General features: G+C 72.9%; 19 protein-coding genes and 1 pseudogene. 7 read left to right on the forward strand and 13 right to left on the reverse strand.

All coding sequences use genetic code 11. From position 1 onward, the window contains the following. On the forward strand, nucleotides 1–2,130 hold a 2,130-nt coding region (locus tag ACVMLK_RS10555; RefSeq protein WP_457486375.1), incomplete at its 5' end, for a DUF4175 domain-containing protein. Nucleotides 2,131–2,151: 21 nt separating this feature from the next. Here the strand turns inward: ACVMLK_RS10555 and ACVMLK_RS10560 are convergent. The 4 genes from ACVMLK_RS10560 to ACVMLK_RS10575 all read right to left on the reverse strand — a co-directional run bounded on the left by ACVMLK_RS10560 (nucleotide 2,152) and on the right by ACVMLK_RS10575 (nucleotide 6,544). Beyond that, nucleotides 2,152–3,207 carry a DUF2125 domain-containing protein gene (locus tag ACVMLK_RS10560; protein WP_457486376.1) on the reverse strand — a complete coding sequence of 352 codons (1,056 nt, stop codon included), beginning with the start codon at nucleotides 3,205–3,207 and terminating at the stop codon, nucleotides 2,152–2,154. 361 nt (nucleotides 3,208–3,568) lie between these two features. Further along, a complete protein-coding gene (locus ACVMLK_RS10565) occupies nucleotides 3,569–4,321 on the reverse strand; it encodes a lysophospholipid acyltransferase family protein (RefSeq protein WP_198365676.1) in 753 nt (250 codons plus the stop codon). Between the two features lie 53 nt (nucleotides 4,322–4,374). Continuing rightward, nucleotides 4,375–5,877, reverse strand: a complete 1,503-nt coding sequence (locus tag ACVMLK_RS10570; RefSeq protein ID WP_457486377.1) for an ElyC/SanA/YdcF family protein — start codon at nucleotides 5,875–5,877, stop codon at nucleotides 4,375–4,377. Beyond that, complete coding sequence (locus ACVMLK_RS10575; protein ID WP_198366166.1) at nucleotides 5,870–6,544, reverse strand: cell division ATP-binding protein FtsE; 675 nt, start codon at nucleotides 6,542–6,544, stop codon at nucleotides 5,870–5,872. The genes ACVMLK_RS10570 and ACVMLK_RS10575 overlap by 8 nt, the downstream gene beginning before the upstream one ends. A 93-nt stretch (nucleotides 6,545–6,637) precedes the next feature. Between ACVMLK_RS10575 and ACVMLK_RS10580 the strand changes: the two genes are divergently transcribed. Continuing rightward, a complete protein-coding gene (locus ACVMLK_RS10580) occupies nucleotides 6,638–7,018 on the forward strand; it encodes a zinc-ribbon domain-containing protein (protein WP_198365679.1) in 381 nt (126 codons plus the stop codon). A gap of 24 nt (nucleotides 7,019–7,042) precedes the next feature. Here ACVMLK_RS10580 and ACVMLK_RS10585 read toward each other — a convergent pair whose 3' ends face one another. The 6 genes from ACVMLK_RS10585 to ACVMLK_RS10610 form a co-directional block, all read right to left on the reverse strand. Then, nucleotides 7,043–9,109 (reverse strand): glycoside hydrolase family 5 protein, encoded by a 2,067-nt coding sequence (locus ACVMLK_RS10585; protein WP_457486378.1) that lies wholly within the window; start codon nucleotides 9,107–9,109, stop codon nucleotides 7,043–7,045. Nucleotides 9,110–9,263: 154 nt separating this feature from the next. After that, the gene (locus ACVMLK_RS10590) at nucleotides 9,264–10,364 is read right to left on the reverse strand and encodes a glycosyl hydrolase (protein ID WP_457486379.1); all 1,101 of its coding nucleotides are present in this window, start codon (nucleotides 10,362–10,364) and stop codon (nucleotides 9,264–9,266) included. 342 nt (nucleotides 10,365–10,706) lie between these two features. Continuing rightward, entirely contained in the window at nucleotides 10,707–11,015 is a 309-nt protein-coding gene (locus ACVMLK_RS10595) for an AzlD family protein (RefSeq protein ID WP_198365682.1), read from the reverse strand. Next, nucleotides 11,012–11,761 carry an AzlC family ABC transporter permease gene (locus tag ACVMLK_RS10600; RefSeq protein ID WP_370591956.1) on the reverse strand — a complete coding sequence of 250 codons (750 nt, stop codon included), beginning with the start codon at nucleotides 11,759–11,761 and terminating at the stop codon, nucleotides 11,012–11,014. The genes ACVMLK_RS10595 and ACVMLK_RS10600 overlap by 4 nt, the downstream gene beginning before the upstream one ends. Then, nucleotides 11,754–12,350: a RecX family transcriptional regulator gene (locus ACVMLK_RS10605; protein ID WP_198365683.1), complete on the reverse strand. Its 597-nt coding sequence runs from the start codon at nucleotides 12,348–12,350 to the stop codon at nucleotides 11,754–11,756. Before ACVMLK_RS10605 ends, ACVMLK_RS10600 begins: the two co-directional genes overlap by 8 nt. A 61-nt stretch (nucleotides 12,351–12,411) precedes the next feature. After that, on the reverse strand, nucleotides 12,412–12,969 hold the full coding sequence (locus ACVMLK_RS10610; protein WP_198366205.1) for a hypothetical protein: 558 nt from the start codon (nucleotides 12,967–12,969) through the stop codon (nucleotides 12,412–12,414). A 198-nt stretch (nucleotides 12,970–13,167) separates the two neighbouring features. On the opposite strand from ACVMLK_RS10610, the gene ACVMLK_RS10615 reads away from it, so the two are divergent. The 5 genes from ACVMLK_RS10615 (at nucleotide 13,168) to ACVMLK_RS10635 (ending at nucleotide 18,324) form a co-directional block, all read left to right on the forward strand. Next, a complete protein-coding gene (locus ACVMLK_RS10615; RefSeq protein WP_457486380.1) occupies nucleotides 13,168–14,361 on the forward strand; it encodes an acetylornithine transaminase in 1,194 nt (397 codons plus the stop codon). After that, nucleotides 14,358–15,302 (forward strand): ornithine carbamoyltransferase, encoded by a 945-nt coding sequence (gene argF, locus ACVMLK_RS10620; RefSeq protein WP_198365685.1) that lies wholly within the window; start codon nucleotides 14,358–14,360, stop codon nucleotides 15,300–15,302. The genes ACVMLK_RS10615 and argF overlap by 4 nt, the downstream gene beginning before the upstream one ends. A gap of 114 nt (nucleotides 15,303–15,416) precedes the next feature. Next, nucleotides 15,417–16,595: a 5-demethoxyubiquinol-8 5-hydroxylase UbiM gene (gene ubiM, locus ACVMLK_RS10625; protein ID WP_457486381.1), complete on the forward strand. Its 1,179-nt coding sequence runs from the start codon at nucleotides 15,417–15,419 to the stop codon at nucleotides 16,593–16,595. A gap of 96 nt (nucleotides 16,596–16,691) precedes the next feature. Next, nucleotides 16,692–17,651, forward strand: a complete 960-nt coding sequence (gene hslO / locus ACVMLK_RS10630; protein WP_422924714.1) for an Hsp33 family molecular chaperone HslO — start codon at nucleotides 16,692–16,694, stop codon at nucleotides 17,649–17,651. A 31-nt stretch (nucleotides 17,652–17,682) separates the two neighbouring features. After that, nucleotides 17,683–18,324, forward strand: coding sequence for a hypothetical protein (locus ACVMLK_RS10635; RefSeq protein WP_457486382.1), 642 nt, complete (start codon nucleotides 17,683–17,685; stop codon nucleotides 18,322–18,324). Between the two features lie 17 nt (nucleotides 18,325–18,341). Here ACVMLK_RS10635 and folE read toward each other — a convergent pair whose 3' ends face one another. The 3 genes and pseudogenes from folE to metZ form a co-directional block, all read right to left on the reverse strand. Beyond that, nucleotides 18,342–18,944, reverse strand: coding sequence for a GTP cyclohydrolase I FolE (gene folE, locus ACVMLK_RS10640; protein WP_422924712.1), 603 nt, complete (start codon nucleotides 18,942–18,944; stop codon nucleotides 18,342–18,344). A gap of 210 nt (nucleotides 18,945–19,154) precedes the next feature. Then, nucleotides 19,155–19,565 carry a Co2+/Mg2+ efflux protein ApaG gene (gene apaG, locus ACVMLK_RS10645; protein ID WP_198365690.1) on the reverse strand — a complete coding sequence of 137 codons (411 nt, stop codon included), beginning with the start codon at nucleotides 19,563–19,565 and terminating at the stop codon, nucleotides 19,155–19,157. Between the two features lie 410 nt (nucleotides 19,566–19,975). Next, a pseudogene (gene metZ / locus ACVMLK_RS10650) lies at nucleotides 19,976–21,163 on the reverse strand (O-succinylhomoserine sulfhydrylase); the annotation flags it as partial. Nucleotide 21,164: the final 1 nt, after the last annotated feature.

Consider the following 21,164-nt stretch of genomic DNA (forward strand, 5'->3'; position numbering starts at 1 on the left):
CAGCTCCGGCTCGGGCTGCTGGTCGGCCTCTTCGCCGCCGTCGCCGTCGCCGGGGGCGAGGCCGGGGAGCGGCTCCGCCGCGCCGTCTGGCCCAGCCTCCAGGCCGCCACGCCCATGGCGCCGGCGCTGCGGCTCGAAGCCTGGGTGACGCCGCCGGCCTATACCGGCGCCGCGCCGCTGTTCCTGGACCCGGCCGGCGGCGCGCTCTCCGTCCCGCAGGGCAGCCGGCTCCAGATCGCGCTGTCCGGCGGGCGCGGCGGCGTGCCCGAATGGCAGGGCAACGGCCCGGCCGAGCCCCTGCGCACGCTGGAGCCAGGCAGCTTCGCCGCCGAGACGGTGCTGCAGCAGGGCACGCGCATCCTGCTGCGGCGCGACGGGCGGGAGCTGGCCGCCTGGAGCTTCGGCGTGCAGGCCGATGCGCCGCCCACCGTCGCCTTCACCGAGCCGCCGGGGCCGGCCCCGCGCGGCCTGGCCCTGCGCCTGCCCTGGCGCGCCGAGGATGACTGGGGCATCGCCGCGATGCAGGCGGAGATCCGCCTCGCCGCCCGCGTCGATGCCGCGCCGCTGCGCCTCGACCTGGCACTGACCGGCGGCAATCCGCGGCAGCCACGCGGCCTCGCGCAGCCGGACCTGTCCGCGCATCCCTGGGCCGGGCTGCCGGTGCGGCTACGCCTCCTGGCGCGCGACGGGGCCGGGCAGGAGGGGGTTTCCGAGACGGTGCTGGTCACCCTGCCGGAGCGCGTCTTCAACCATCCCGTCGCCCGGCAGCTCGTGGCCCTGCGCAAATCCCTCTCGCTCGACCCCCTGGCGCGCGACGCCGTGCGGCGTGGCCTCGACGACCTGGCCGCCGCGCCCGAGGCCTTCGAGCATGACCTGACCACCTTCCTGGCGCTGCGCGTCGCCCGCTTCCGCCTGCTGCGCGACCGCCGCCCCGAGGGGGTGGAGGAAGCCCAGGCGCTGATGTGGCAGACCGCCCTGGCGCTGGAGGAAGGCCGGACCGACCGCACGGCCCGCGCCCTGGCCGAGGCGCGCGAGGCGCTGCGCGAGGCCCTGGCCGAGGCCGAGCGCACGCCGCCGGACGCGGCGGGCCGGGCCGAGCTGGAACGCCGGGTGCAGGAGCTGCGCGAGGCCGTCCAGCGCCATCTCGAGGCCCTGGCCGAACGCCTGCGGCAGGAAAATACCGAGATCCAGCCGATCGAGCCCGGGCAGCGGCTGATGGACCAGCAGGAGTTCGATCGCCGCACCGAGCGGATGGAGCAGTCGGCGCGCGAGGGGCGCACCGACCAGTTGCAGCAGGAGCTGGCCGAGCTCGAGCGGATGCTGGACGCGCTCCAGCAGGGCCGCGTCGCCCGCGCGGAGGGTGGCGACCCGCAGCGCCAGCAGCAGCGCCAGCGTGGCCAGCAGCAGACGGGGGCGGTGCAGGACATGGTGCGGCGCCAGGGCGAGATGCTGGACCGGAGCCATCAGCGCGGCGAGGCCGCCCAGGGCGAGGCGCAACGGCCCGGCCGCCGGAACCAGCCGCAGGCGCGCCCGCAGCCTTCGCCGGGCCAGCGGGACGGAGAGGCCCGGCCCCGGCAGGACGCTCAACCGGACGCCCAACAGGACGCCCGGCAGCAGCGCGCCCTGCGCCGCGCCCTGGGCGAGCTGATGCAGCAGTTCGGCGACCTGACCGGCGAGATTCCCGAGGCGCTGGGCCGCGCCGATCAGGCGATGCGGCAGGCGCAGGAGGCGCTGGGCCAGGGTGGCGACCCGAGCGCGCATCAGCAGCAGGCCATCCGCGAGCTGCAGGAAGGCGGGCGGCAGATGGCCGAGACCATGCAGCGCCAGTTCGGCCAGGGGCAGCAGGGCGAGGGGGAAGGGCCGGGCGAGGGCCAGGGCAACCCCGGCCAGGCCGAGGGCGGCCAGGGCCAGGACCGCATGACCGGGCAGAACCAGGGCCGCGACCCCCTGGGCCGCCCCTCCCGCGAGGCGCCCGGCGCCAATGACCAGGGCAGCGACACCCGGGTGCCGCAGGAGGCGGAGATGCTGCGTAGCCGCCGCATCCAGGAGGAGCTGCGCCGGCGCGGCGCGGACCGCGAGCGGCCGGCCACCGAGCTGGACTACATCGAGCGGCTGCTGAAGTCCTTCTGAGGCCCGCCCGCGGGGCGGAACTCAGTCCCAGGCCAGCGGAGGCAGGCGCAGCAGCGGAATGCGGGCGGCGGTGAGCCGGCCCTGTTCCAGCGTGACCGGGACCTCGAGCTGCGGCGGGCCGCCTGCCGCTCCCGGGCGTTGCAGCATCGGCAGCAGGCTCCGCGCCAGGCCGGCATTGCGCGGATCGATCACGCCGGCCCGCAGCAACGCCTCCAGCACCAGGTCGGGATTGAACAGCCGCAGCGTGCCGGCACCCACCGGCTGCAGTCCGCCATCCAGCGCCAGCGTGGCGGCCGCGCTGGCAGCGACCGCGCCGGCGCGCAGCGTCAGGGCCCGCAGTTCCAGGGTCCCGCCGGCGTCGCGCCATGCCGCCGCCCGCCGTGCCGGCGGCGCGGCGGAGAACAGCCCGCCGGGCAGAGGGCCGTTCAACGCGGCGTCCAGCGTGGCCGTGTCGACGCGGCCTCCGGGAAGCAGGCCGCCGGTGGCGCCCGGCAGGCTCAGCCCCCGCAGCGCGGCGGTCAGCACCAGGCCCGGCCCGCCAGGGGAAGTGTCCTGGCCGTCGATCCGGGCCTCCAGCGCGTCCAGCCCCATGCCCTGCTCCGCGCCGGGCGCGCCGCCGAGCCGGAGTCCCGCGCCGCGCAGCGTGACCCCGGCGGGCGGTCCGGACCCGGCCAGCGGCAGATCGGCCGTCAGGCTTTCCGCGGTGAAGGGCCAGTCCCACCCGGCCCGGTACAGGACGTGCCGGCCTTGCACCGCGATATGCAGCAGACCGGGATCGGTCGGGCGGAGGCTGAGTTCCGCCCGCTCCGTCCGCCAGCCGAAGCCGGAGGGCGGTGTCAAAGCGAGATCCGGCAGGATGAGCGTGGCCAGGAACGGCCAGCCTCCGGCCCTGGGGGTGCCATGCGTCACCTGCCAGCCCTGGGCGCGGCGCCCCTCGGCCCAATCCTGGAAGCCTGCCTCCAGCCGGCCCGTCACATGGTGCCAGACCAGGGCATGACCGGCCGCCAGCACGCCGGCCAGCAGGAGGAACCAGAGCAGGAGCCGGCGGTGGCGGGCGGGACGCGGAACGGTACTCACCGGCACGGTATAGGGGCGGTCAGAGGCGGCGGGAATGGTGCCGGGGCGCGGCCTCTCCGGGGACAGGCCGGGTGGAAAAAGGGAAGGGGGCCCGGCGGCTCGCCGAGTCGCGATTGAGGAATCAAGGTGCCGTACAGCTTTTCCGCAGAGTTATCCACAGAACGGGGGCGGTGGCCTTGGCATAACTCGCGGGAATCCGCCAGATTTTGAAGGGTTCGCTGAAAGTATGAGATTTTTCAGTATCTTATTTCAGAGAGCCGGGCCGGACATCGGGCCGCCGAGGATGTGCACAGCAAAAAACGCTGGAGGCTGAGAGGCTTATTTGCCGTCATTCGGCGGCCCGCGCAGCCCTCCGGGCGGTTCATCCCACAGAATTATCCACAAGCTCTCCCCTTTGGGGCGAGAAGCCCTGCAGGGCGGCCAGCCTGTCGCTCTCCGTCTCGATCGCATCGGTCAGCCGGGCGATGAGCTGGGCCCGCGACAGGCCGGGGGGCAGGGGCGGCAGGATGGCGACATGGATGGTACCGGGCCATTTGGCGAAGGCGCGCCGGCCCCAGAACAGCCCGCTGTCGGTGGCGGCCGGCACCACGGGCGCGCCGCTGGCCGAGGCAAGGGCGACAACCCCGGGCAGGTAGGGGACGCGCTGTCCCGGCGCGGTGCGGGTGCCCTCGGGAAAGATGACGATCTGGTCGCCGGCCGCCAGGGCCTGGCTCGCCTGGCGGACCATGCGCTTCAGCGCCGCCGCGCCGCCCGTCCGGTCGACCGCCACCGCGCCGTAATGCCGCGCCATCCAGCCCCAGGCGGGAATCCGCAGCAGTTCCTGCTTCAGCACATAGACGGGCTCGGGCAGCAGGGCGAGCCAGACGATGGTGTCGTAGGCCGACTGGTGCTTGGCGGCGATCACCACCGGCCCCTCGGGAAGGTTCTCGCGGCCGGTGACGGCCAGCCGGATGCCGCAGACCACCCGGAGGAGGAACAGCATCAGCCTCGCCCAGCCCTGCACGTAACGGCGCAACAGGCGGCGCGGCAGCGGCAGGAGCAGGATGCCGCTCAGGCAGCAAAGGGCGGTCAGGCTGAAGAACAGCGCGTTGAACAGCAGCGAACGCAGGACCACAGCCAGGGGAGGACGCCCGGCGGGACGATGTCCGGGCGGGGGAACGGCTGGCTTCACGGACGTGGATTCTCCGGCTTCAGGACGGACAGGCCCAGCATCGCGCCAAGCAGCTTCCCATACTCCCGCACCAGGAGGCCGGTGCGGGGCCCCGCGGCCTGCACCGGATGCGGCACCAGGGTGACGCCCGGCAGCGTCCGGCGCAGCTCCAGCAGGGCTCGCGGCATATGGAAGGCGGCGGTGACGACGCGCAGGGAGTGGATCTGCCGCGCCCGGGCCCATTGCGCAACCTCCAGCGCATTGCCGCGCGTCGAGGTCGCCGCATGGCCCAGCGTGGTGCGCTCGGCCAGCGCCTCGGCGGAGAGGCCGGCGCGCCCCGCCAGCTCCGCCAGGGCCGCGTCGCGGCCGACGCCGGAGACGATCAGCCAGTCTCCCTGCCCCTCCGCCAGCAGGGTGAGGCCGACGGCCACGCGCTCCGGGCCGCCGGTCAGCACGGCGATGCCGTCGGTCGCGCGGAGCGGCAGCTCGGGCCGCGCCCGGCTCTGCCCGGTGAACAGGGCGAAGCCGCCCAGCAGCAGCAGCGCCAGCAGCAGCGGCGGCCACCACAGCCGGCTCCAGGGCCCGCGGCGGCTGCCATCCGGCAGGACAGGCGGCGTCATGGCAGCCGCTTCAGCCATCGCCGGACACTGAGCTGGGCCGTGGCCCAGCCGATCAGCCCCGCCACCGGGGGCAGCAGGGCGAGGTCGAGCCAGGGCAGGGCCGCCCAGGGCTGGATGACGCCGCCCGAGAGCGGCGCGGCGAGTCCCGCCAGCCCCGCCAGGGTGGGCACGGCGATGGCCGCCCCCGCCAGCGCCCCGCCCGCCGCCAGCAGGCCGATGCGGCGCGCGAAGCGACCGGCGATGTCGCCCTGCGTGGCGCCGAGGTCGTGCAGGATCTCGATCGCCTGGCGGCGCGAGGCCAGTCCGGCCCGGGGGGGCCCCCGCCCCCCCCCCCCCGCCCCGCCCGCCCCGCGCCCCCACCGCCACCACGGCGACGGCGACGCCCACCACCAGCGCCAGCACGCTGAGCGCCACCCCCTGCACGCTGCGCGCCAGCGCGGCGAGGCGCGCCACCCAGATCCCGTGGGCCTCGACCTCCGCGCCCGGCACCGCCGCCGCCAGCTCGCGGGCGATCGGGGCGGGGTCGATCGAGAGGTCGGCCAGACGCAGCTCCAGCACCAGCGGCAGCGGCAGGGCCGGCACCTCGCCGAGCCAGGGGCGGAGCAGCTCGCGCATGCGCTCGGCATCCACCGGCTCGGCGCTGGCGACCTGCGGCATGCGGCGCAGCAGCGCCAGGGCATCCTCCATCCGGCTGGCCTGCTCGGGCGGCAGCTGCACGGTCACGGCGGCGGCCGCGCCGTGTTGCCAGCGGTCCTTCAGGGCCGCGGCGCCGCGGCTTCCGGCCAGCGCCAGCGCCGCCAGCAGCGCCATGGCGGCGACCAGCCCGGGCAGCAGCTTGTCGGACAGGGCGCGCTTGAGGCCCAGCGGATCGCGCGAGAAGCGGGTGCGGCGCTCAGCCATGATGCACCATCCGGCCGGCCTGCAGGACCAGCGAGGGGGCCGCGAACTGCGACACCAGATCCTCGCTGTGGGTCGCCACCACCACCGTCGTGCCCAGCCGGTTCATCTGCGTCAGCAGGGCCAGCAGCCGCCGCGCCTGATGCGAATCGAGATTGCCGGTCGGCTCGTCGGCCACCAGGAGCTGCGGCCGGGTGACGACGGCGCGGGCGATGGCGACACGCTGCTGCTCGCCGCCCGAGAGCTGCTGCGGCAAGGACATCTCCTTCCCCTGCAGCCCGACCCAGCGCAGCATCTCCGTCACGTCCGGGCGCAGGCTGCCCTCGGAGCGGCCGGTGAGGCGCAGCGGCAGGGCGACATTGTCGAAGGCCGACAGGTAGGGCAGCAGGCGGAAGTCCTGGAACACCACGCCGATCCGGCGGCGCAGGCGCGGCAGGGCTCCGCGCCGCGCGCCGCGCACCTCGGTGCCGAGCACCTCCAGGCGCCCGCGCGTCGGCAGCTGCGCCAGATGCATCAGCCGCAGCAGCGAGGACTTGCCGGCGCCCGAGGCGCCCAGCAGCCAGGTGAAGCTGCCCTCCGGCAGGGTGAAGGTCAGATCGGCCAGGGCCTCCGGCGCCTCCTCCCCGTCAGGGGACGGATAGCGCAGCCCTACCTCGGTGAAGCGCACCATGGCGCAGGGGAATGCCATGCCCGGCGCGGGGCGGCTACCCGGCAGAATTGACAAAGGGTTGCAGCGGCACGGCCCGCCGGTCATAGCGGCGCCATGCGCATCGAATGTCCCCACTGCGCCGCCGCCTATGACGTGCCGGATTCCGCCCTCAGCCCGGGCCGCGAGGTCCGCTGCGCGCGCTGCGCCCACGACTGGGCGCCGGTTCCCGCCCCACCGCCGCCGCCCGCGCCGCGCCGATCGGCCACCGCGCCGGTGCAGCCCGTGGCCGCCCTCAGCGTCGGCCAGGCGCCGTCGCGGCCGGAGCCGCTGAAGCTCGCCCGCGAGGCCGCCCCCGACCGGGGCAACCTCGTCCTGGCCTGGATCGCCTCGCTGCTGCTGGTGGCGGCGGCGCTGGCGGGGCTGTGGGTCTGGCGCGAGGCCCTGGCGGAGGCCTGGCCGCCGCTGGCCCGGCTGTACCGCGCCCTGGGCGCCTGAGGCGGACGGGCCCGGCGGGGCGGCTCAGCCGAGCGGGTCGTCGGTGCGGTGCTCGATCAGCAGGCCGCGCTCGATATAGTGGCGGGTGGCCGCCTGCAGGTCATCGCCGAAGGCGGCGCGCAGATCGGCGTAGTTCTCCAGATACTGTGCGGCATCGAAGCCGGTGCGGGCGCGGTGCTCCTGGACGCCGAAGTGCAGCCAGTGCAGCGTGCCCTGCCGCGCGTCCGTGCCGATCGCCTCGGTCAGGTCACGATGCGAGGCGATGTAGGTCAGCGGATCGAAGCTGGCGGAGCGCCCCTCGATGCGCGCCCGGTCGAGGAAATGCGCCGTGGCGCCGGCCTGATCGGTGCCGAAGGCCAGGGACAGGTCGTCATAGGAGGCGGCGTAGCGCAGGCCGTCGAAAGTGATGCTCCGCCCCTCGGCGCGGCCGGTGGTGATGTAGTGGCCCGCCGCCGCCTCGGCATCGCGGCCGAAGACCGCCCGGAGGTCGTCGTAGGAGGCGAGGTAGGCGGCGCTGTCGAAGCCGGCCGCGCGGCCTTCCAGGCGGCCGAACTGGATGAAGTGCCGCGCGCCGGCCTCCTCGTCGGCGCCGAAGGCGGCGGAGAGGTCGGCATGGCTGGCGATGTAGGAAAGCCCGTCGAAGCCGATGGCGCGGTGCTCGGCCAGGCCGTGGCGGAGCAGATGCGTCCAGCCGGCGGCGGCATCGGTGCCGAAGGCCGCCATCAGGTCGGCGTGGCTCGCGACGTATTCCAGCGGGCTGGACGAATGCAGGGCCGTCACCTTGACCAGGACATTGTCGCCGAAGCGGATCTGCTCGATGTCGCGGCCATGGTCGGTCTCGCCGGTGGCGCGGTTGACCAGGAAGACATCGTCACCGCGCCGCAGCACCGCCCAGCCGGCGGAGACGCCGCCGACCAGCAGCGTGTCCACCCCCGGCCCGCCGGCGAAGCTTTCGCTGATCCCGTCGGTGGCGTGCAGCACCTGGTTGGGGACGAAGCCCTGGCCGGCGATCCTCTGAAGCTGCTGGATCTTGGCGGCGATCGGGGTGCTCCAGTTGCCGGACAGGATGCCACCGGTGTCGCCGGAGCTGGGGTTCCAGGACCACCAGGCCCAGGAGAGGCCGGCGGCCGGGGCGCCGGGATCGGTCACTCCATCCCCGTTCGCATCGCCGTTCAGGGCACGGATCAGCACGTCGAGCCAGGCCCAGTCCTTGCTGTCGCCCTCCAGCTTGCTGCCGAACTCGCCGAGCAGGATCGGGGCGATGCCCTGGCTGGAGAGATAGCCCCACTGCTTCTGGAAGACCTCGTGCAGGTTGCCGGGGAAGTTCGGGTCGTTGAACCAGGGCTGGCCGTAGACGGAATTCGGGTAGTCGTGCGGCGAATAGACCAGCTTGTTGGCGACCGGCAGCACCACCGGGTCGGTCGCGGCGCCCTGGAGATTGCCGCCCCACCAGTACCAGTCGCCATTGTGGATCTCGACGCCCTCGACCAGGATCAGCCAGTCGGGGTTGACCGCCTGGATGGCGGCGCCGGCGCGCTCGGCGGCGGCGCTCCACGCCGCCCAGCTGGCGCCGGCATGCGGCTCATTGTGCAGGTCCGCCCCGATGACCGTGGCATTGCCCTTGTAGCGGGCGGCGAGCATCTGCCAGTCGTCGATCCAGTCCTGCTCGCTGTAGCGGCCGTCATACCAGAGGCCGCTGCCGTTCGGCCCGTCCCCGGCGGGACCGCGATGCCGGTCGAGGATGATGCGCAGGCCGATCTGGCCGGCATAATCGACGATCTTGTCGATGAACTGCACGCCGGACAGGCCCTGAAGGTCGGGGTTGCGGCCATAGTCGATGCCGACGGGCGCCAGTCCGCCCTCCAGCAACTCGGAGGAATAGGGCAGGCGGATCGTGTTGAAGCCGAGCGACTTCATCTGATCCATCATGTCCATCCAGTTGCGCTGGAACAGGCCGTCGGGCGAGGCGTTGCGCGTCTCGAGCCCGTACCAGTTCACCGCGGCGATGCGGACGGCATGGCCATCCGCGTCGAGGATCTCATTGCCGCGGGTCGAGAAAAAGCCTGTTCCATTTTCGGCACGAGACAGCATGGGGCCCCACAAGCAAGAGTAGCGTCCGACCGTCGGACGCACTCTTACTGTTCTGGCTGCCCCGGAAAATCTACAGAAATGAGACTGCGTATAAAAAAACTAAACGTGAGCGCCGGTATCCGGCGCCCGTGACGGGGCCGCCCGCCGCCTCAGATCAGAACAGCGGGTCGTCCGTGCGGCCCTCATGGCGGCCGAAGATGATCCAATGCGTCGCCGCCGCATCCTGGTCCCAGCCGAAGGCATCGCGCAGGTCGCCATAATTGGACAGGTAGGTGTTGGCATCGAAGGTCACCGGCTCGCGCCGCTCGACGACGCCGTACTGGAAGTAGTGACGGACGCCCGCCTCGGCATTGGCGCCGAAGGCGTCGATGAGATCGCCATAGGAGGCGATGTACTGGAGGCCGTTCAGCTTCCATTCGGCATTCGGGTTCTGGAAGGCCGAAATATAGGCATTGCCGGAATTGGGCTGCGTGCCGTCCGACATCTTGCCCAGATAGTCGTCATCCGAATCCCAGCGGGACTGGAAGACGACATCATGCGTGTCGAACCACATCTTCATGGCATTGATGTAGGGCGCGGCATTGTCCGTCATGACGCCCCATTCGGAGTAGGCGGTGGGCTTGCCCATGGCATCGGCGAAATCCTGGTGCCACTGCATGCCGAACTGCTGGGTCAGCAGGTTCTGCCAGGCATAGTACGGATCCTCGCCCCAATAGGCGGTGTTCCAGTAGACATCCATGCCGATGATGTCGACATAGTCGTTGCCGGGATAGGCGGTGGCGGGGTCGATGCCGGCCCAGGCCTCGTTGACGTTCCATTCGAAGACGAAGCGGTCGGAGACGGACCGGAAGGTGTCCACGAACTGGCGGAAGGCGCCGATATACTCCTGCTCATGCCCTATGGCCGACCAGGGGAACCAGTCTCCGTTCAGTTCCCAGCCGACACGGATGTTGATCGGCACATCGGTGGGGCCGGCCTGCAGGATGGTTTCGGCCGCCTGGCGATAATAGTCGTTGTAGGCACCCGTCGCGGCCACGGCGAGGCTGGAGTCGACGGTGATCAGCGGCACCGACCAGTGCAGCTCGCGCTGGGTTTCATGGAACATGTCGGCCACCAGCGCCGTGCTGCCCAGGAAGTCGCCCCAGCTCTGGAAGCCGATGGCCGTATGCACGCCCGTGACATCCCGGCCGAGCCAGTTTTCGAAGTCGGTGAGGGCCGCGGTCGAGTTACCGACATAGATCCCGAGCTGGGTCATGAAAGCCTTTTCCTCCGCTTCAGAAATGACATCAGGAGAGCAATGCAACCGGCAATTGGCCCCCTCCTGGGAAGGCAGACAATTTTTGAGATGCAGCAATAATATGCGGCTCTAATGACGCATTCGTTAGAATAAGTCCATGGAAAACTGCATTCGCGCGGATAATTCAGGGGTGCGGCGAGGAATTCTATTCCAGATTGAAAATCATTTACTTTGAATTGTATTGGATGGAAAGAAACATTTTCAGGGTAGTATTTCAAGTACTGAGCATCGTTTTGATCGATGTTCAGCGTTTCCAGTGCAACCTGGAATGGCGATCCCGGCCGGCCCCGGGGATGGGGCCTATCCCTCCGTGGGAAGCAGCAGCCCGATCAGCCACACGATAAGGATGCCGCTGGGGATGGAGAGGGCCAGGCTGCCCGTCCGCCGCTGCACCAGGACCACCCCCAGCGCCCCGACCAGGCCGAGCGGCCCGTACTTGGCCAGGGCCAGGGTGACATAGGCGGCGAAGATGGGCCCCGGCAGATTGCGCAGCATGGCCTGGACAAAGGGCGGCAGGCCGAAGGTCCGCAGCACGGCATAGCCGCCGGCGCGACAGAAATAGGTGGCGGCGGCCATGCCCAGGATGGTCAGCACGACATCCGCCCTCACCTCCCGTCCTCCTGCCCGGCGGGTGGTGGCGGGCGGGCCTCGTGCCAGGCGGCCAGCGCGGCGCCCGCCAGGGCCCCGCCGAGCAGCGGAAAGGGCTGCGGCAGGCCAAGGACATGCGCGGCGAGGGCGAGGGCCCCGGCCAGCAGCCAGGGGGCCATATCCTGCCGCGGGCCACGCCAGAGCGGCACCAGCAGGGAGACGAAGGCGGCGATGCCGCCGAAATAGAGCGGGTGCCCCGGCGGCAGCCGGACGCTGCCTCCCAGCACATGGCCGAGGCCCACGCAGACCATCCAGGCCACCCAGAGGAGCAGGCCGACGCCCAGCAGATATCCGGCGTCCCGCCCGCCGCGCCGCTGCTCCGCGATGCTGAGGGCGAAGGAATGGTCCACCAGCGTCGCCAGCGTGCCCCACAGGCGCCAGCCCCGCAGCCGGTCGAGCCAGGGAGCGAGGGCGGCCCCCATCGGGGCCATGCGGATGTTCACCACCAGCGCCGCCAGCGTCGCCGCCAGGATGGAGGGGGGATCGGTCCAGAGCTCCAGGCTGAGAAGCTGCGCCGCGCCGGCATAGACGATGCCGGACATCAGCAGGGTCTCACCCAGGCTCAGCCCCTTGCCGGCGGCCACCACGCCCACCAGGGCGCCGAAGGGCAGCAGGCCCAGGAGCAGGGGCAGGCCGGCGGCGGCGCCCCGGAGCATCCCGGCGCGGGTGAAGCTCACCTTGTAGGGGCCGGCGGCCGGCTCAGTCACGGCGGGCGGCCAGCAGACGATCCTCCGCCTCCTCCGGCGCCATGTCGAGGGCGCGCTCCGCGACATCCCGCGCGAAGCCGCCCCGGGCCAGCGCGGCCAGGGCCTTCAGGCGCTGCTCGGGGGAGGGCGGCTCGGCGGCGAAGGGCCCGGCACGGCGGCGGCGCAGATGGCCGAGCGCCGCGGCGAGATCGTCCGGCGGCGCCGCCTCCAGCAGCGTGGCGGCGGTGTCCGGCCGCACGCCCTTGGCGGCGAGATGGGCGGCAATGGCGCGGCGGGAGCGGCCCGCCTGGTTCAGCCGCCGCGCCCGGCTGGCGGCGAAGGCGGCATCGTCCACTGCCCCCGTGTCACTGAGGCGGTGGGCCACGGCCACGGCCTCGGCCCGGGCGGCGGCGACCCTCGCGGCCACCGCCTCGGCCTCCTGCCCCTCCGCCTCGGCGCGGCGGGCCCAGCGGTCGATCCGGCGGTGCAGGACACGGATCAGCCCCGCCTCGGTGGCGGCGAAGCGCGCCAGATGCGCCAGTGCGGCCTCGCGCAGGCGCGCGGCATCCGGCGGCGGGCCTGCCCGCACCTCCTCCCGTCTTCCGGTCATGCGGCGATAGTGCCACGCCGCCACGGCCCTCGGAAGGCGGCGCCCGGCGCCGCCTGCGGCTTTACCTGCTGGGCGGCGTCTGGTCCGGGCGGGTGGAGGGCGGAACCTGCCGCATCTCCAGCGAGGGCGCCTCGGTGGTGCTGGTGGAGGGCGAGGCCGGCTGGTTGCGCTGGCTCTCCGGACGCGAGGCGGTGTTGCCCGAGCCGGTGGGGGGTGTGGCGCCGCTGTTGTTGGCGGCGCCGCCCTGCGCGTTGCTGCCGCTGCGCGCGCTGCCCTGCGGCGCGCCCTGGCCCAGGTTGTTCTGCGCCTGCCGTTCCTGGCCGGGATAGGCGCCGGAGGTGTTGGTCCCCGCCGCGCGGTCGAGCGCCCGCGTCGCCGCCGTCCCCGGCGGGTTGGCCGGGGTGCCGTCCGCCTGGCCGGGATAGGCACCGGAGACATTGGTGCCGGCGGCGCGGTCCAGCGCCCGGGTGGCGGCGTTGTTCTGGAGCGTCTGCTCGCCCGGCGGGGCGTCCGACGTGGCGTTCGGCGCGGGGCGGGCCTGGGCCAGGGCCGCGCCGGACCAGCCGATCAGGGCGGCCGCCGCGAGCGGGAGGAGGCGGGGGGAGAGAGGACGGGACATCGGGGCGTCTCCATGTTCTGGCGTCATCTCCAGAACAGGGCGGCCCCCCGGCGGGTTGCTCCCTGCCATGTCCGGAGGGTGGGGCGGCACGGCGGGAGCGGGCTTTGACCGCGGCTGTCCTTTGCGGCAATGTCGGCGTTTCCGCGGAACACCGCGCGGTGGTCGCGCGGGGCCGCGGTGCAGCGGAGAAATATTCGCGTGATCCCCGCCCTGATGCCGACCTACAACCGTGCCGACCTCGCCTTCGAGCGGGGTGAGGGCGCCTGGCTGTGGACGGCGGATCAGCGACGATTCCTCGATTTCGGCAGCGGCATCGCCACCACCAGCATCGGCCATGGCCATCCGCACCTGGTGAGGACCGTCGCCGAGCAGGCGGCGAAGGTGATGCATGTCTCGAACCTCTACCGCGTGCCCCAGGCCGAGCGGCTGGCGGCGCGGCATGTCGAGGCCTCCTTCGCCGACAGCGTCTTCTTCTGCAATTCGGGCGCCGAGGCGAACGAGGGCATGATCAAGGCCGTCCGCAAGTATCATGCGGAGAACGGCCACCCCGAGCGCTTCCACATGATCTGCTTCGAGGGCGCCTTCCATGGCCGGACGCTGGCCACCCTCTCGGCCACCGGCAACGAGAAGTACCTCGCCGGCTTCGGCCCGCCGGTGCAGGGCTTCGACCATGTGCCCTTCGGCAACATGAACGCGGTGCGCGACGCCATCGGGCCGCAGACCGCCGGCATCATGATCGAGCCGATCCAGGGCGAGGGTGGCGTGCGCCCGGCGGATCTCCGCTTCCTGCGGGAGCTGCGCGCCGTCTGCGACGAGTTCGGCCTGCTGCTGGCGCTGGATGAGGTGCAGACCGGCATGGGCCGCTCCGGCAGGCTCTGGGCGCACCAGTGGGCGAACATCGAGCCGGACGTGATGTCCTCGGCCAAGGGCATCGGCGGCGGCTTCCCGCTCGGCGCCGTGCTGGCCAAGGAGAAGGTGGCCAGGCACCTGAAGCCCGGCACCCATGGCACCACCTACGGCGGCAACCCGCTGGCCTGCGCCGCCGGCAACGCCGTGCTGGACGTGGTGCTGGAGGCGGGCTTCCTCGACCGCGTGGACCGCACCGCCCGCTACCTGTGGGACGGGCTGCAGGCCCTGTCGCGCCAGCATCCGCGCGTCGCCTCGGGGGTGCGCGGCGCCGGGCTGCTGGTCGGGCTGCAGCTGGTGCCGGAGGTGACCAACGGCGACCTGCAGGCGGCCGCGGTGGAGGAGGGGCTGCTGAGCGTCGCCGCCGGGCAGAACGTGCTGCGCCTGGCCCCGCCGCTGATCGTCACCGAGGCCGAGGTGGACCAAGCCCTCGCCATGCTGGGCCGCGCCCTGGCCCGGCTGACGCCGCAGGGCGCCGCGCAGTGACGGCGGCGACGGGGAAGGGGGGCGCCGGCGGCGCCCCGCGCCACTTTCTGGAACTGTCGGACTTCGAGGCGCCGACGCTGCGCCGCATGCTCGATCTCGCCGCCGCCAGCAAGGCCGGGCGCCGTGACGACCGGCCCCTGGCCGGCAAGACGGTGGCGCTGATCTTCGAGAAGCCCTCCACCCGCACCCGCGTCTCCTTCGAGGTCGGCATCCACCAGCTCGGCGGCCACGCGGTGGTGCTCTCGGCGCGGGACATGCAGCTCGGCCGCGGCGAGTCGGCGGCCGATACGGCCCGCGTCCTGTCGCGCTACGTCGATGCCATCATGCTGCGCACCGACAGCGTGGCGAAGCTGCGCGAACTGGCGCAGCACGCCACCGTGCCGGTGATCAACGGCCTCACCGACGTCTCCCACCCCTGCCAGCTGATGGCCGACGTCCTCACCTTCGAGGAGCATCGCGGCCCGATCGCCGGCCAGACCCTGGCCTGGGTGGGCGATGGCAACAATGTCGCGCAGAGCTTCATCCAGGCGGCGGCGCGCTTCGGCTTCACGCTGCGCCTCGCCACCCCGCCCGAGCTGGCGCCGCCGGCCCAGCTGGTGGACTGGGCCCGGCGCGAGGGTGCGACGATCGAGCTGACCTCCGACCCGGTGGCGGCGGTGCGCGGCGCGCGCTGCGTCGTCACCGACACCTGGGTCAGCATGTCGGACGAGAAGGAGGGCGGGCCGACGGCGCGCCACAACCTTCTCGCCCCCTATCAGCTGAACGAGGCGCTGCTGGCCCACGCGGCGCCGGACGCGCTGGTCATGCACTGCCTGCCGGCGCATCGCGGCGAGGAGATCACCGAGGCGGTCATCGAGGGCCCGCAATCGGTGGTCTTCGACGAGGCGGAGAACCGGCTGCACGCGCAGAAGGGCGTGCTGCTCTGGGCGCTGGGAGGCTGAGGCGGCGCCGGCCGGGTCATTGGCACCCGCCCGCGCCGGCCCTACCTATCCGGCAGGGCCCCGGAACCGCCGGCGGCCCTGCCGGCCAGCGGGTCGGCCAATGGAGGGCGCCTGATGCAGTTTGACATCGTGATCGTGGGCGGCGGCCCGGCCGGGCTCGCCCTCGCCGCCTCGCTGCGGGGCAGCGGCCTCTCGGCCGCGGTGGTCGAGCGGCAGGCCGCCTCCGCCCTGGCCGAGCCGGCCTTCGACGGGCGCGAGATCGCGCTGACGCACCATTCCCAGGACATCCTGCGCCGGCTCGGCGCCTGGGACCACCTGCCGCCGGACAGCATCGCCCCACTGCGCGAGGCCCGCGTGCTGAACGGCGGCTCGGCCTATGCGCTGCGCTTCGACACGGCCGGGCGCCCCGAGGCGGAGCTGGGCCGGCTGGTGCCGAACCACGCCATCCGCCGGGCGCTGCACCGCGTTGTTGCCGCCGCCCCGGAGGTGACCCTGCTCGCCGGCCGGGGGGTGGCGCAGATGGCCACCGACGTGGACGGCGTCTGGCTGGACCTCGAGGACGGGCAGCGCCTGCGGGCCGGGTTGCTGGTCGCCGCGGACAGCCGCTTCTCCGGGGCGCGGCAGGCGCTGGGCATCGGCGCCGAGACCCGCGATTTCGGCAAGCGCATGATGGTCTGCCGCCTGCGCCATGCCGGCGAGCATGGCGGCATCGCCACCGAATGGTTCGACTATGGCCAGACCATCGCCATGCTGCCGCTGAACGGCCGGCACTCCTCGGCCGTGATCACCCTTCCGCCGGATGAGATGGCGAGGCTGGAGGCGCTGCCGCCGGAGGCCTTCGGGCCGGAGATCGCCCGGCGCTACCGCCAGCGGCTCGGCGCCATGGAGCTGGTCAGCACCCGGCATGTCTATCCGCTGGTGTCGGTCTATGCCGAGCGCTTCGCCACCACCCGCGCCACGCTGATCGGCGACGCGGCGGTGGGCATGCATCCGGTCACGGCGCATGGCTTCAACTTCGGCCTGCGCGGCCAGGACCTGCTGGCCCGGGAGATCCGCGCCGCCCATGCGGCCGGGCGCGACTTCGCGGCGCCGGCGGTGCTGCGGCGCTATGCCCTGGCGCATCGCCGGGCGACGCGCGGCCTCTACCTCGCCACCAATGCCACGGCGCTGATCTATGGCGAGGCGGCGCTGCCGGCGCGGCTGCTCCGCAACGCCGCTCTGCGCCTCGGCAACCATCTGCGGCCGGTGCGGCAGCGCATCGTCGCCCAGCTGATGGAGGCGGGGCCGGCCTGAGGGGGCCGACCACGCCGCGGGGCTGCCCGGCTCGCAGCGCGTGGGCCGGCACCCTATCTCTTGCCCTTTCAGACAGTTTCAGGCCCCTGCCGCGTGATGGATCCGACCCAACCTTCCGCCACCCCCGATTTCCTCAACCACGACCGCCCGCCCGTGCCGCACCTGACCGTGCCGCGCGGCGTGCAGCCTTTCCACCTCGCGGAGAAGCCCGTGCGGGGCCGGCTGGTGCGGCTCGGCCCCCTGGCCGATGCGCTGCTCACCCGCCATGACATGCCCGCGCCGGTCACGGCCCTGCTCGGCCAGGCCCTGGCGCTGACCGCCGGGCTGGCGGCCGCCCTGAAGTTCCAGGGCAGCTTCAGCCTGCAGGCCAAGGGAGACGGGCCGGTCGGCATGCTGCTGGCCGATTGCACCGAGGCCGGCGCCCTGCGCGGCTATGCCCGGGCCGAGGCCGGGACGCTGGCTGGGGACGGGCCGGCGGGGGCCGCGGCGCTGCTCGGCAAGGGCTATCTCGCCTTCACCGTGGACCAGGGCGCGGAGATGGAGCGCTACCAGGGCATCGTCGGCATCGAGGGCGACAGCCTGGCCGAGATGACCGGGCACTACTTCGCCACATCGGAACAGCTCGCCAGCCGGGTCTGGCTGGCGGCGGCGCCGACACCGGCAGGCTGGCGCGCCTCGGCGCTGATCCTGGAGCGGGTGGCCGGGCAGGGCGGCGTCGGGCCGGAGCTGGACGAGGCCGCGCAGCAGGATGCCTGGGAGACCGCCCTGGCGCTGGCCGGCACCATCACCGAGGCCGAGCTGCTGGATGATGCGCTGAGCGGCGAGCGGCTGCTGCACCGCCTGTTCCATGCCGAGGGGCTGGCGGTGGACCGGCCGCGCCCGCTGTCCTACGGCTGCCGCTGCTCCCGCTCCCGCCTGGCCTCGGTGCTGGCCGGCTTCGGCACGGAGGATCTGGACCACATGGCCGAGAACGGCGACATCACCATGACCTGCGAGTTCTGCAACCTCGGCTTCCGCTTCGCGCGGGACGAGGTGCGGGCGGCGGGCGCAGGATGAGCGGGCGGAACTGCAGGGGAGCGGTGAGGGAATGAGGATGCCGATCACGCGCCGCCGGGCGCTGCGGGGGGCGGCCCTGGGAATGCCGGCGCTGCTGGCCGCCTGTGCCACGGGCGATGCCCAGCCGCCGCTGCAGCCGGAGCCGGGCTATGCCCATCTGACGCCGCTGCGGCTGAACGTGCTGGAGATCGAGGTGGTGGAGCCGTCGCCGGGCCCGGCCTTTCGCGTCGATCCGCCGGCACCGCTCTCGCCCGTCACCCAGGCGCTGCGGATGGGGCGGGAGCGGCTCTCCGCCGTCGGCACCCAGGGTCGCGGCCGGTACGTGCTGGATGCGGCGAGTCTGACGCGGGAGACCGCGGATGGCGGCGGGCTCTTCTCGGAGCGGACGGAGCGGCTGACCGTCCTGCTGCGCGCGCGGGTGGAGATCCTGGGCGCCGATGGCGGGCGGATCGGCTTCTCCGAGGCGGAGGTGCGGCGCACCGCGACCTCGGTGGCCGACAGCCCGGCCGCCCGGGCCCGCGCGGCGGACCTGATCGTGCGCCAGGCGATGGATGACCTGAACGTGGAGTTCGAGTTCCAGCTGCGCCGCAACCTGCGCGACTGGATCATGACCGGGGAGCCGAGCGCCCCACTGCCGGGGCCGGTGCTGCAGGAAACCCTGCCGACCGGCTGAGCCGCCGGGCTGTCGGCTCAGGCCTCCGGCAGCGGCCGTCCCTGGCCGACCAGCCCCATGAACTCCTGGCGCAGCGCCCGGTCGGTGCGGAACTCGCCCAGCATGCGGCTGGTGATCATCGCGACCCCCGGCTTGTGCACGCCGCGGGTCGTCATGCACTGGTGCGACGCCTCGATGACCACGGCGACGCCGCGCGGGCGCAGCACCTCGTCGATGCTGTTGGCGATCTGCGCCGTCAGCTTCTCCTGGATCTGCAGGCGGCGGCTATAGGCCTCGACCACCCGCGCCAGCTTGCTGATGCCGACCACGCGGCCGGCCGGGAGATAGGCGACATGCGCGCGGCCGATGATCGGCACCATGTGATGCTCGCAATGACTCTCCAGCCGGATGTCGCGCAGCAGCACCATCTCGTCATAGCCCTCCGTCTCCTCGAAGGAGCGGGCGAGCAGCGCGACCGGATCCTCGCCATAGCCGGAGAAGAACTCCTCATAGGCGCGGGCGACGCGGGAGGGGGTGTCGCGAAGGCCCTCGCGCTCCGGGTCATCCCCGGCCCAGAGCAGCAGGGTGCGGATGGCGGCCTCGGCCTCGGCGCGGCTGGGGCGCGGCACGGCCCCGGGGATGTCATCCCGGGCGGAGGTGGCGAGCTTCGCGTCAGCGGACGGGCGGGCGGTGGGGAGGGCGAGATTCACGTCGGGATTTCCCGTCAGTTTCCGGAGGCGGCGCGACCCGGCATGAAATGGCCAGCCGCGGCCCGGAGGCAAGACCCGGTTGAGCAGGGCTCGCCCCCGCTTTCGGCGGGGCAGGCACCCGGAAGGAGGGCCAAGGGAGGATCAGTGGACCGCCCCGGCCTGGTGGGGGCTGTCCAGACTGAAGGCTGGGATGACGACGTCGAAGGCCTCGCCGCTGGCCGTCTCGATCATGTGGTAGAGGCCGCGCATGAAGCCGGAGGGCGTCGAGAGCGGCGTGCCGGAGGTGTATTCGAAGTCCTCCCCGGGCTCCAGCACCGGCTGCTCGCCCACCACGCCCGGCCCGTGCACGCGCTGCTCGCGGCCCAGCCCATCGGTGATCCGCCAGCTCCGCTTCAGGAGTTGCACCGTCACCTGTCCCAGGTTCTCGATGGTGACCCGGTAGGCCCAGACGAAATGCGCCTGCTCGGGCCGCGACTGGTCGGTGAGATAGAAGGCGCGGACGGTGACGCGGATATCGCGGGTCGTGGCGGTGAAGGCGGGCGGCTGGGTCATGGGGATGTTCTGGCCCGTTCGGGAGGGCTGCCAGGTGGCGGGGCGTCGGGAGGTCCGGGGCGGCGCCCTCCGGCCATCTTGCGCCGGGAGGGCCGCCGCGTCGAGGCCGGAAGGGCGCCGGCGCGGGCTCCGGAGGGGTTCGCCAGGGAGGTCGGCCGGGGAGGTCGGCCGGGGAGGTCGGCCGAATAGGTCGGCCGGGGAGGTCAGCGCCGCCGCCGTGCCGGGGCGGGCTGCTGGAACAGGTCCGGCTCCTCGGCGGCCGGCTCGGCCGGGGCCGGGCGGGGGGCGGGCGCGGTCTCGGCGGAGGGCGCCTTGGGGGCGCGGGCGCGAGGCTTCCGGGCCGGCGCCGCCGCCTCGTCGGCGACGATCCGGGCCAGCGGCTTCCGCCGCGGTGCCGGCTGTCCCGCCGCGGCATCGAGGGCGGCGGCCAGGTCCTCCACCAGGTCCGCCACATCCTCCAGCCCGATCGAGAGCCGCACCGTGCCGTCCGAGATGCCGAGCCTCGCCCGCTCCTCCGCCGCCACGCGCATATGCGTGGTGGTCGCCGGATGGGTGATCAGGCTCCTGGAATCGCCCAGGTTGTTGGAGATGTCGATCACCCGGAGCGCGTCGAGGAAGCGGAAGGCGGCCTCCTTGCCCCCGGCGATGTCGAAGCTGACCAGCGTGCCGCCGGCCGACATCTGCTGCTTGGCCAGGTCGAACTGCGGATGGCTGGCGAGATAGGGGTAGTAGACCCGCTCCACCTCGGCCCGTTCCTCCAGCATCTGCGCCACGGCGGCGGCGTTGCGGCACATGGCGGGCACGCGCAGGTGCAGCGTCTCCAGCCCCTTCAGGATGGTCCAGGCGTTGAAGGGCGACAGGGCTGGGCCGGTGTTGCGGGTGAAGGGCTGCAGCACCTCCTCGATCCACTTCTTCGCGCCCAGCACGGCGCCGCCCAGCACCCGGCCCTGGCCGTCGAAGTGCTTGGTGGCGGAATAGACCACGACATCGGCGCCGAAATGCATCGGCTTCTGCAGGAGCGGCGTGGCGAAGACATTGTCCACCACCACGATGGCCCCGGCGGCATGGGCGAGATCGCAGACCGCCCGCAGATCCACCAGCTCCAGCATCGGGTTGGAGGGGGTCTCCAGCAGCACAAGCTGGCAGGGGCGCTTCAGCGCCGTGGCCCACTGGTCGAGATCGGCGCCATCGACGAATTCGGTCTGGATGCCGTAGCGGGGCAGCAGGGTGGAGACGATCCAGTGGCAGGAGCCGAACAGGGCGCGGCTGGCCACCATCCGGTCACCGGTCTTCAGATGCGACAGCAGGGCGGCGGAGACGGCCGCCATGCCGGTGGCCGTGGAGCGGCAGGCCTCGGCACCCTCGAGCGCCGCCAGGCGCGCCTCCAGCGCGGCGATCGTCGGATTGCCGAAGCGGGAATACTGGTAGTGCTGGACCGCGCCGGTGAAGGTCTGCTCGGCCTGCAGCGCGCTGTCGTAGACGAAGCCGGAAGTGAGGTAGAGGGCCTCGGACGTCTCGTCCTGGTTGCTGCGCATCAGGCCGCCGCGCACCAGCAGGGTGGCGGGACGCAACGGGCGGTCAGGAGCTGGCTTGGCCATG

It is taken from the genome of Teichococcus aerofrigidensis, from assembly GCF_054073225.1.

Excerpts from the sequence above, each read along its gene's own strand:
- apaG (WP_198365690.1), bottom strand. The coding sequence starts at position 19,565 with ATGACCCAGCCGCCCGCCTTCACCGCCACGACCCGCGATATCCGCGTC.
- ACVMLK_RS10610 (WP_198366205.1), bottom strand. The coding sequence starts at position 12,969 with ATGTCCCGTCCTCTCTCCCCCCGCCTCCTCCCGCTCGCGGCGGCCGCC.
- ACVMLK_RS10635 (WP_457486382.1), top strand. The coding sequence starts at position 17,683 with ATGAGGATGCCGATCACGCGCCGCCGGGCGCTGCGGGGGGCGGCCCTG.
- ACVMLK_RS10585 (WP_457486378.1), bottom strand. The coding sequence starts at position 9,109 with ATGCTGTCTCGTGCCGAAAATGGAACAGGCTTTTTCTCGACCCGCGGC.
- ACVMLK_RS10580 (WP_198365679.1), top strand. The coding sequence starts at position 6,638 with ATGCGCATCGAATGTCCCCACTGCGCCGCCGCCTATGACGTGCCGGAT.
- ACVMLK_RS10590 (WP_457486379.1), bottom strand. The coding sequence starts at position 10,364 with ATGACCCAGCTCGGGATCTATGTCGGTAACTCGACCGCGGCCCTCACC.
- ubiM (WP_457486381.1), top strand. The coding sequence starts at position 15,417 with ATGCAGTTTGACATCGTGATCGTGGGCGGCGGCCCGGCCGGGCTCGCC.
- ACVMLK_RS10605 (WP_198365683.1), bottom strand. The coding sequence starts at position 12,350 with ATGACCGGAAGACGGGAGGAGGTGCGGGCAGGCCCGCCGCCGGATGCC.
- ACVMLK_RS10570 (WP_457486377.1), bottom strand. The coding sequence starts at position 5,877 with ATGGCTGAGCGCCGCACCCGCTTCTCGCGCGATCCGCTGGGCCTCAAG.
- ACVMLK_RS10575 (WP_198366166.1), bottom strand. The coding sequence starts at position 6,544 with ATGGTGCGCTTCACCGAGGTAGGGCTGCGCTATCCGTCCCCTGACGGG.
- hslO (WP_422924714.1), top strand. The coding sequence starts at position 16,692 with ATGGATCCGACCCAACCTTCCGCCACCCCCGATTTCCTCAACCACGAC.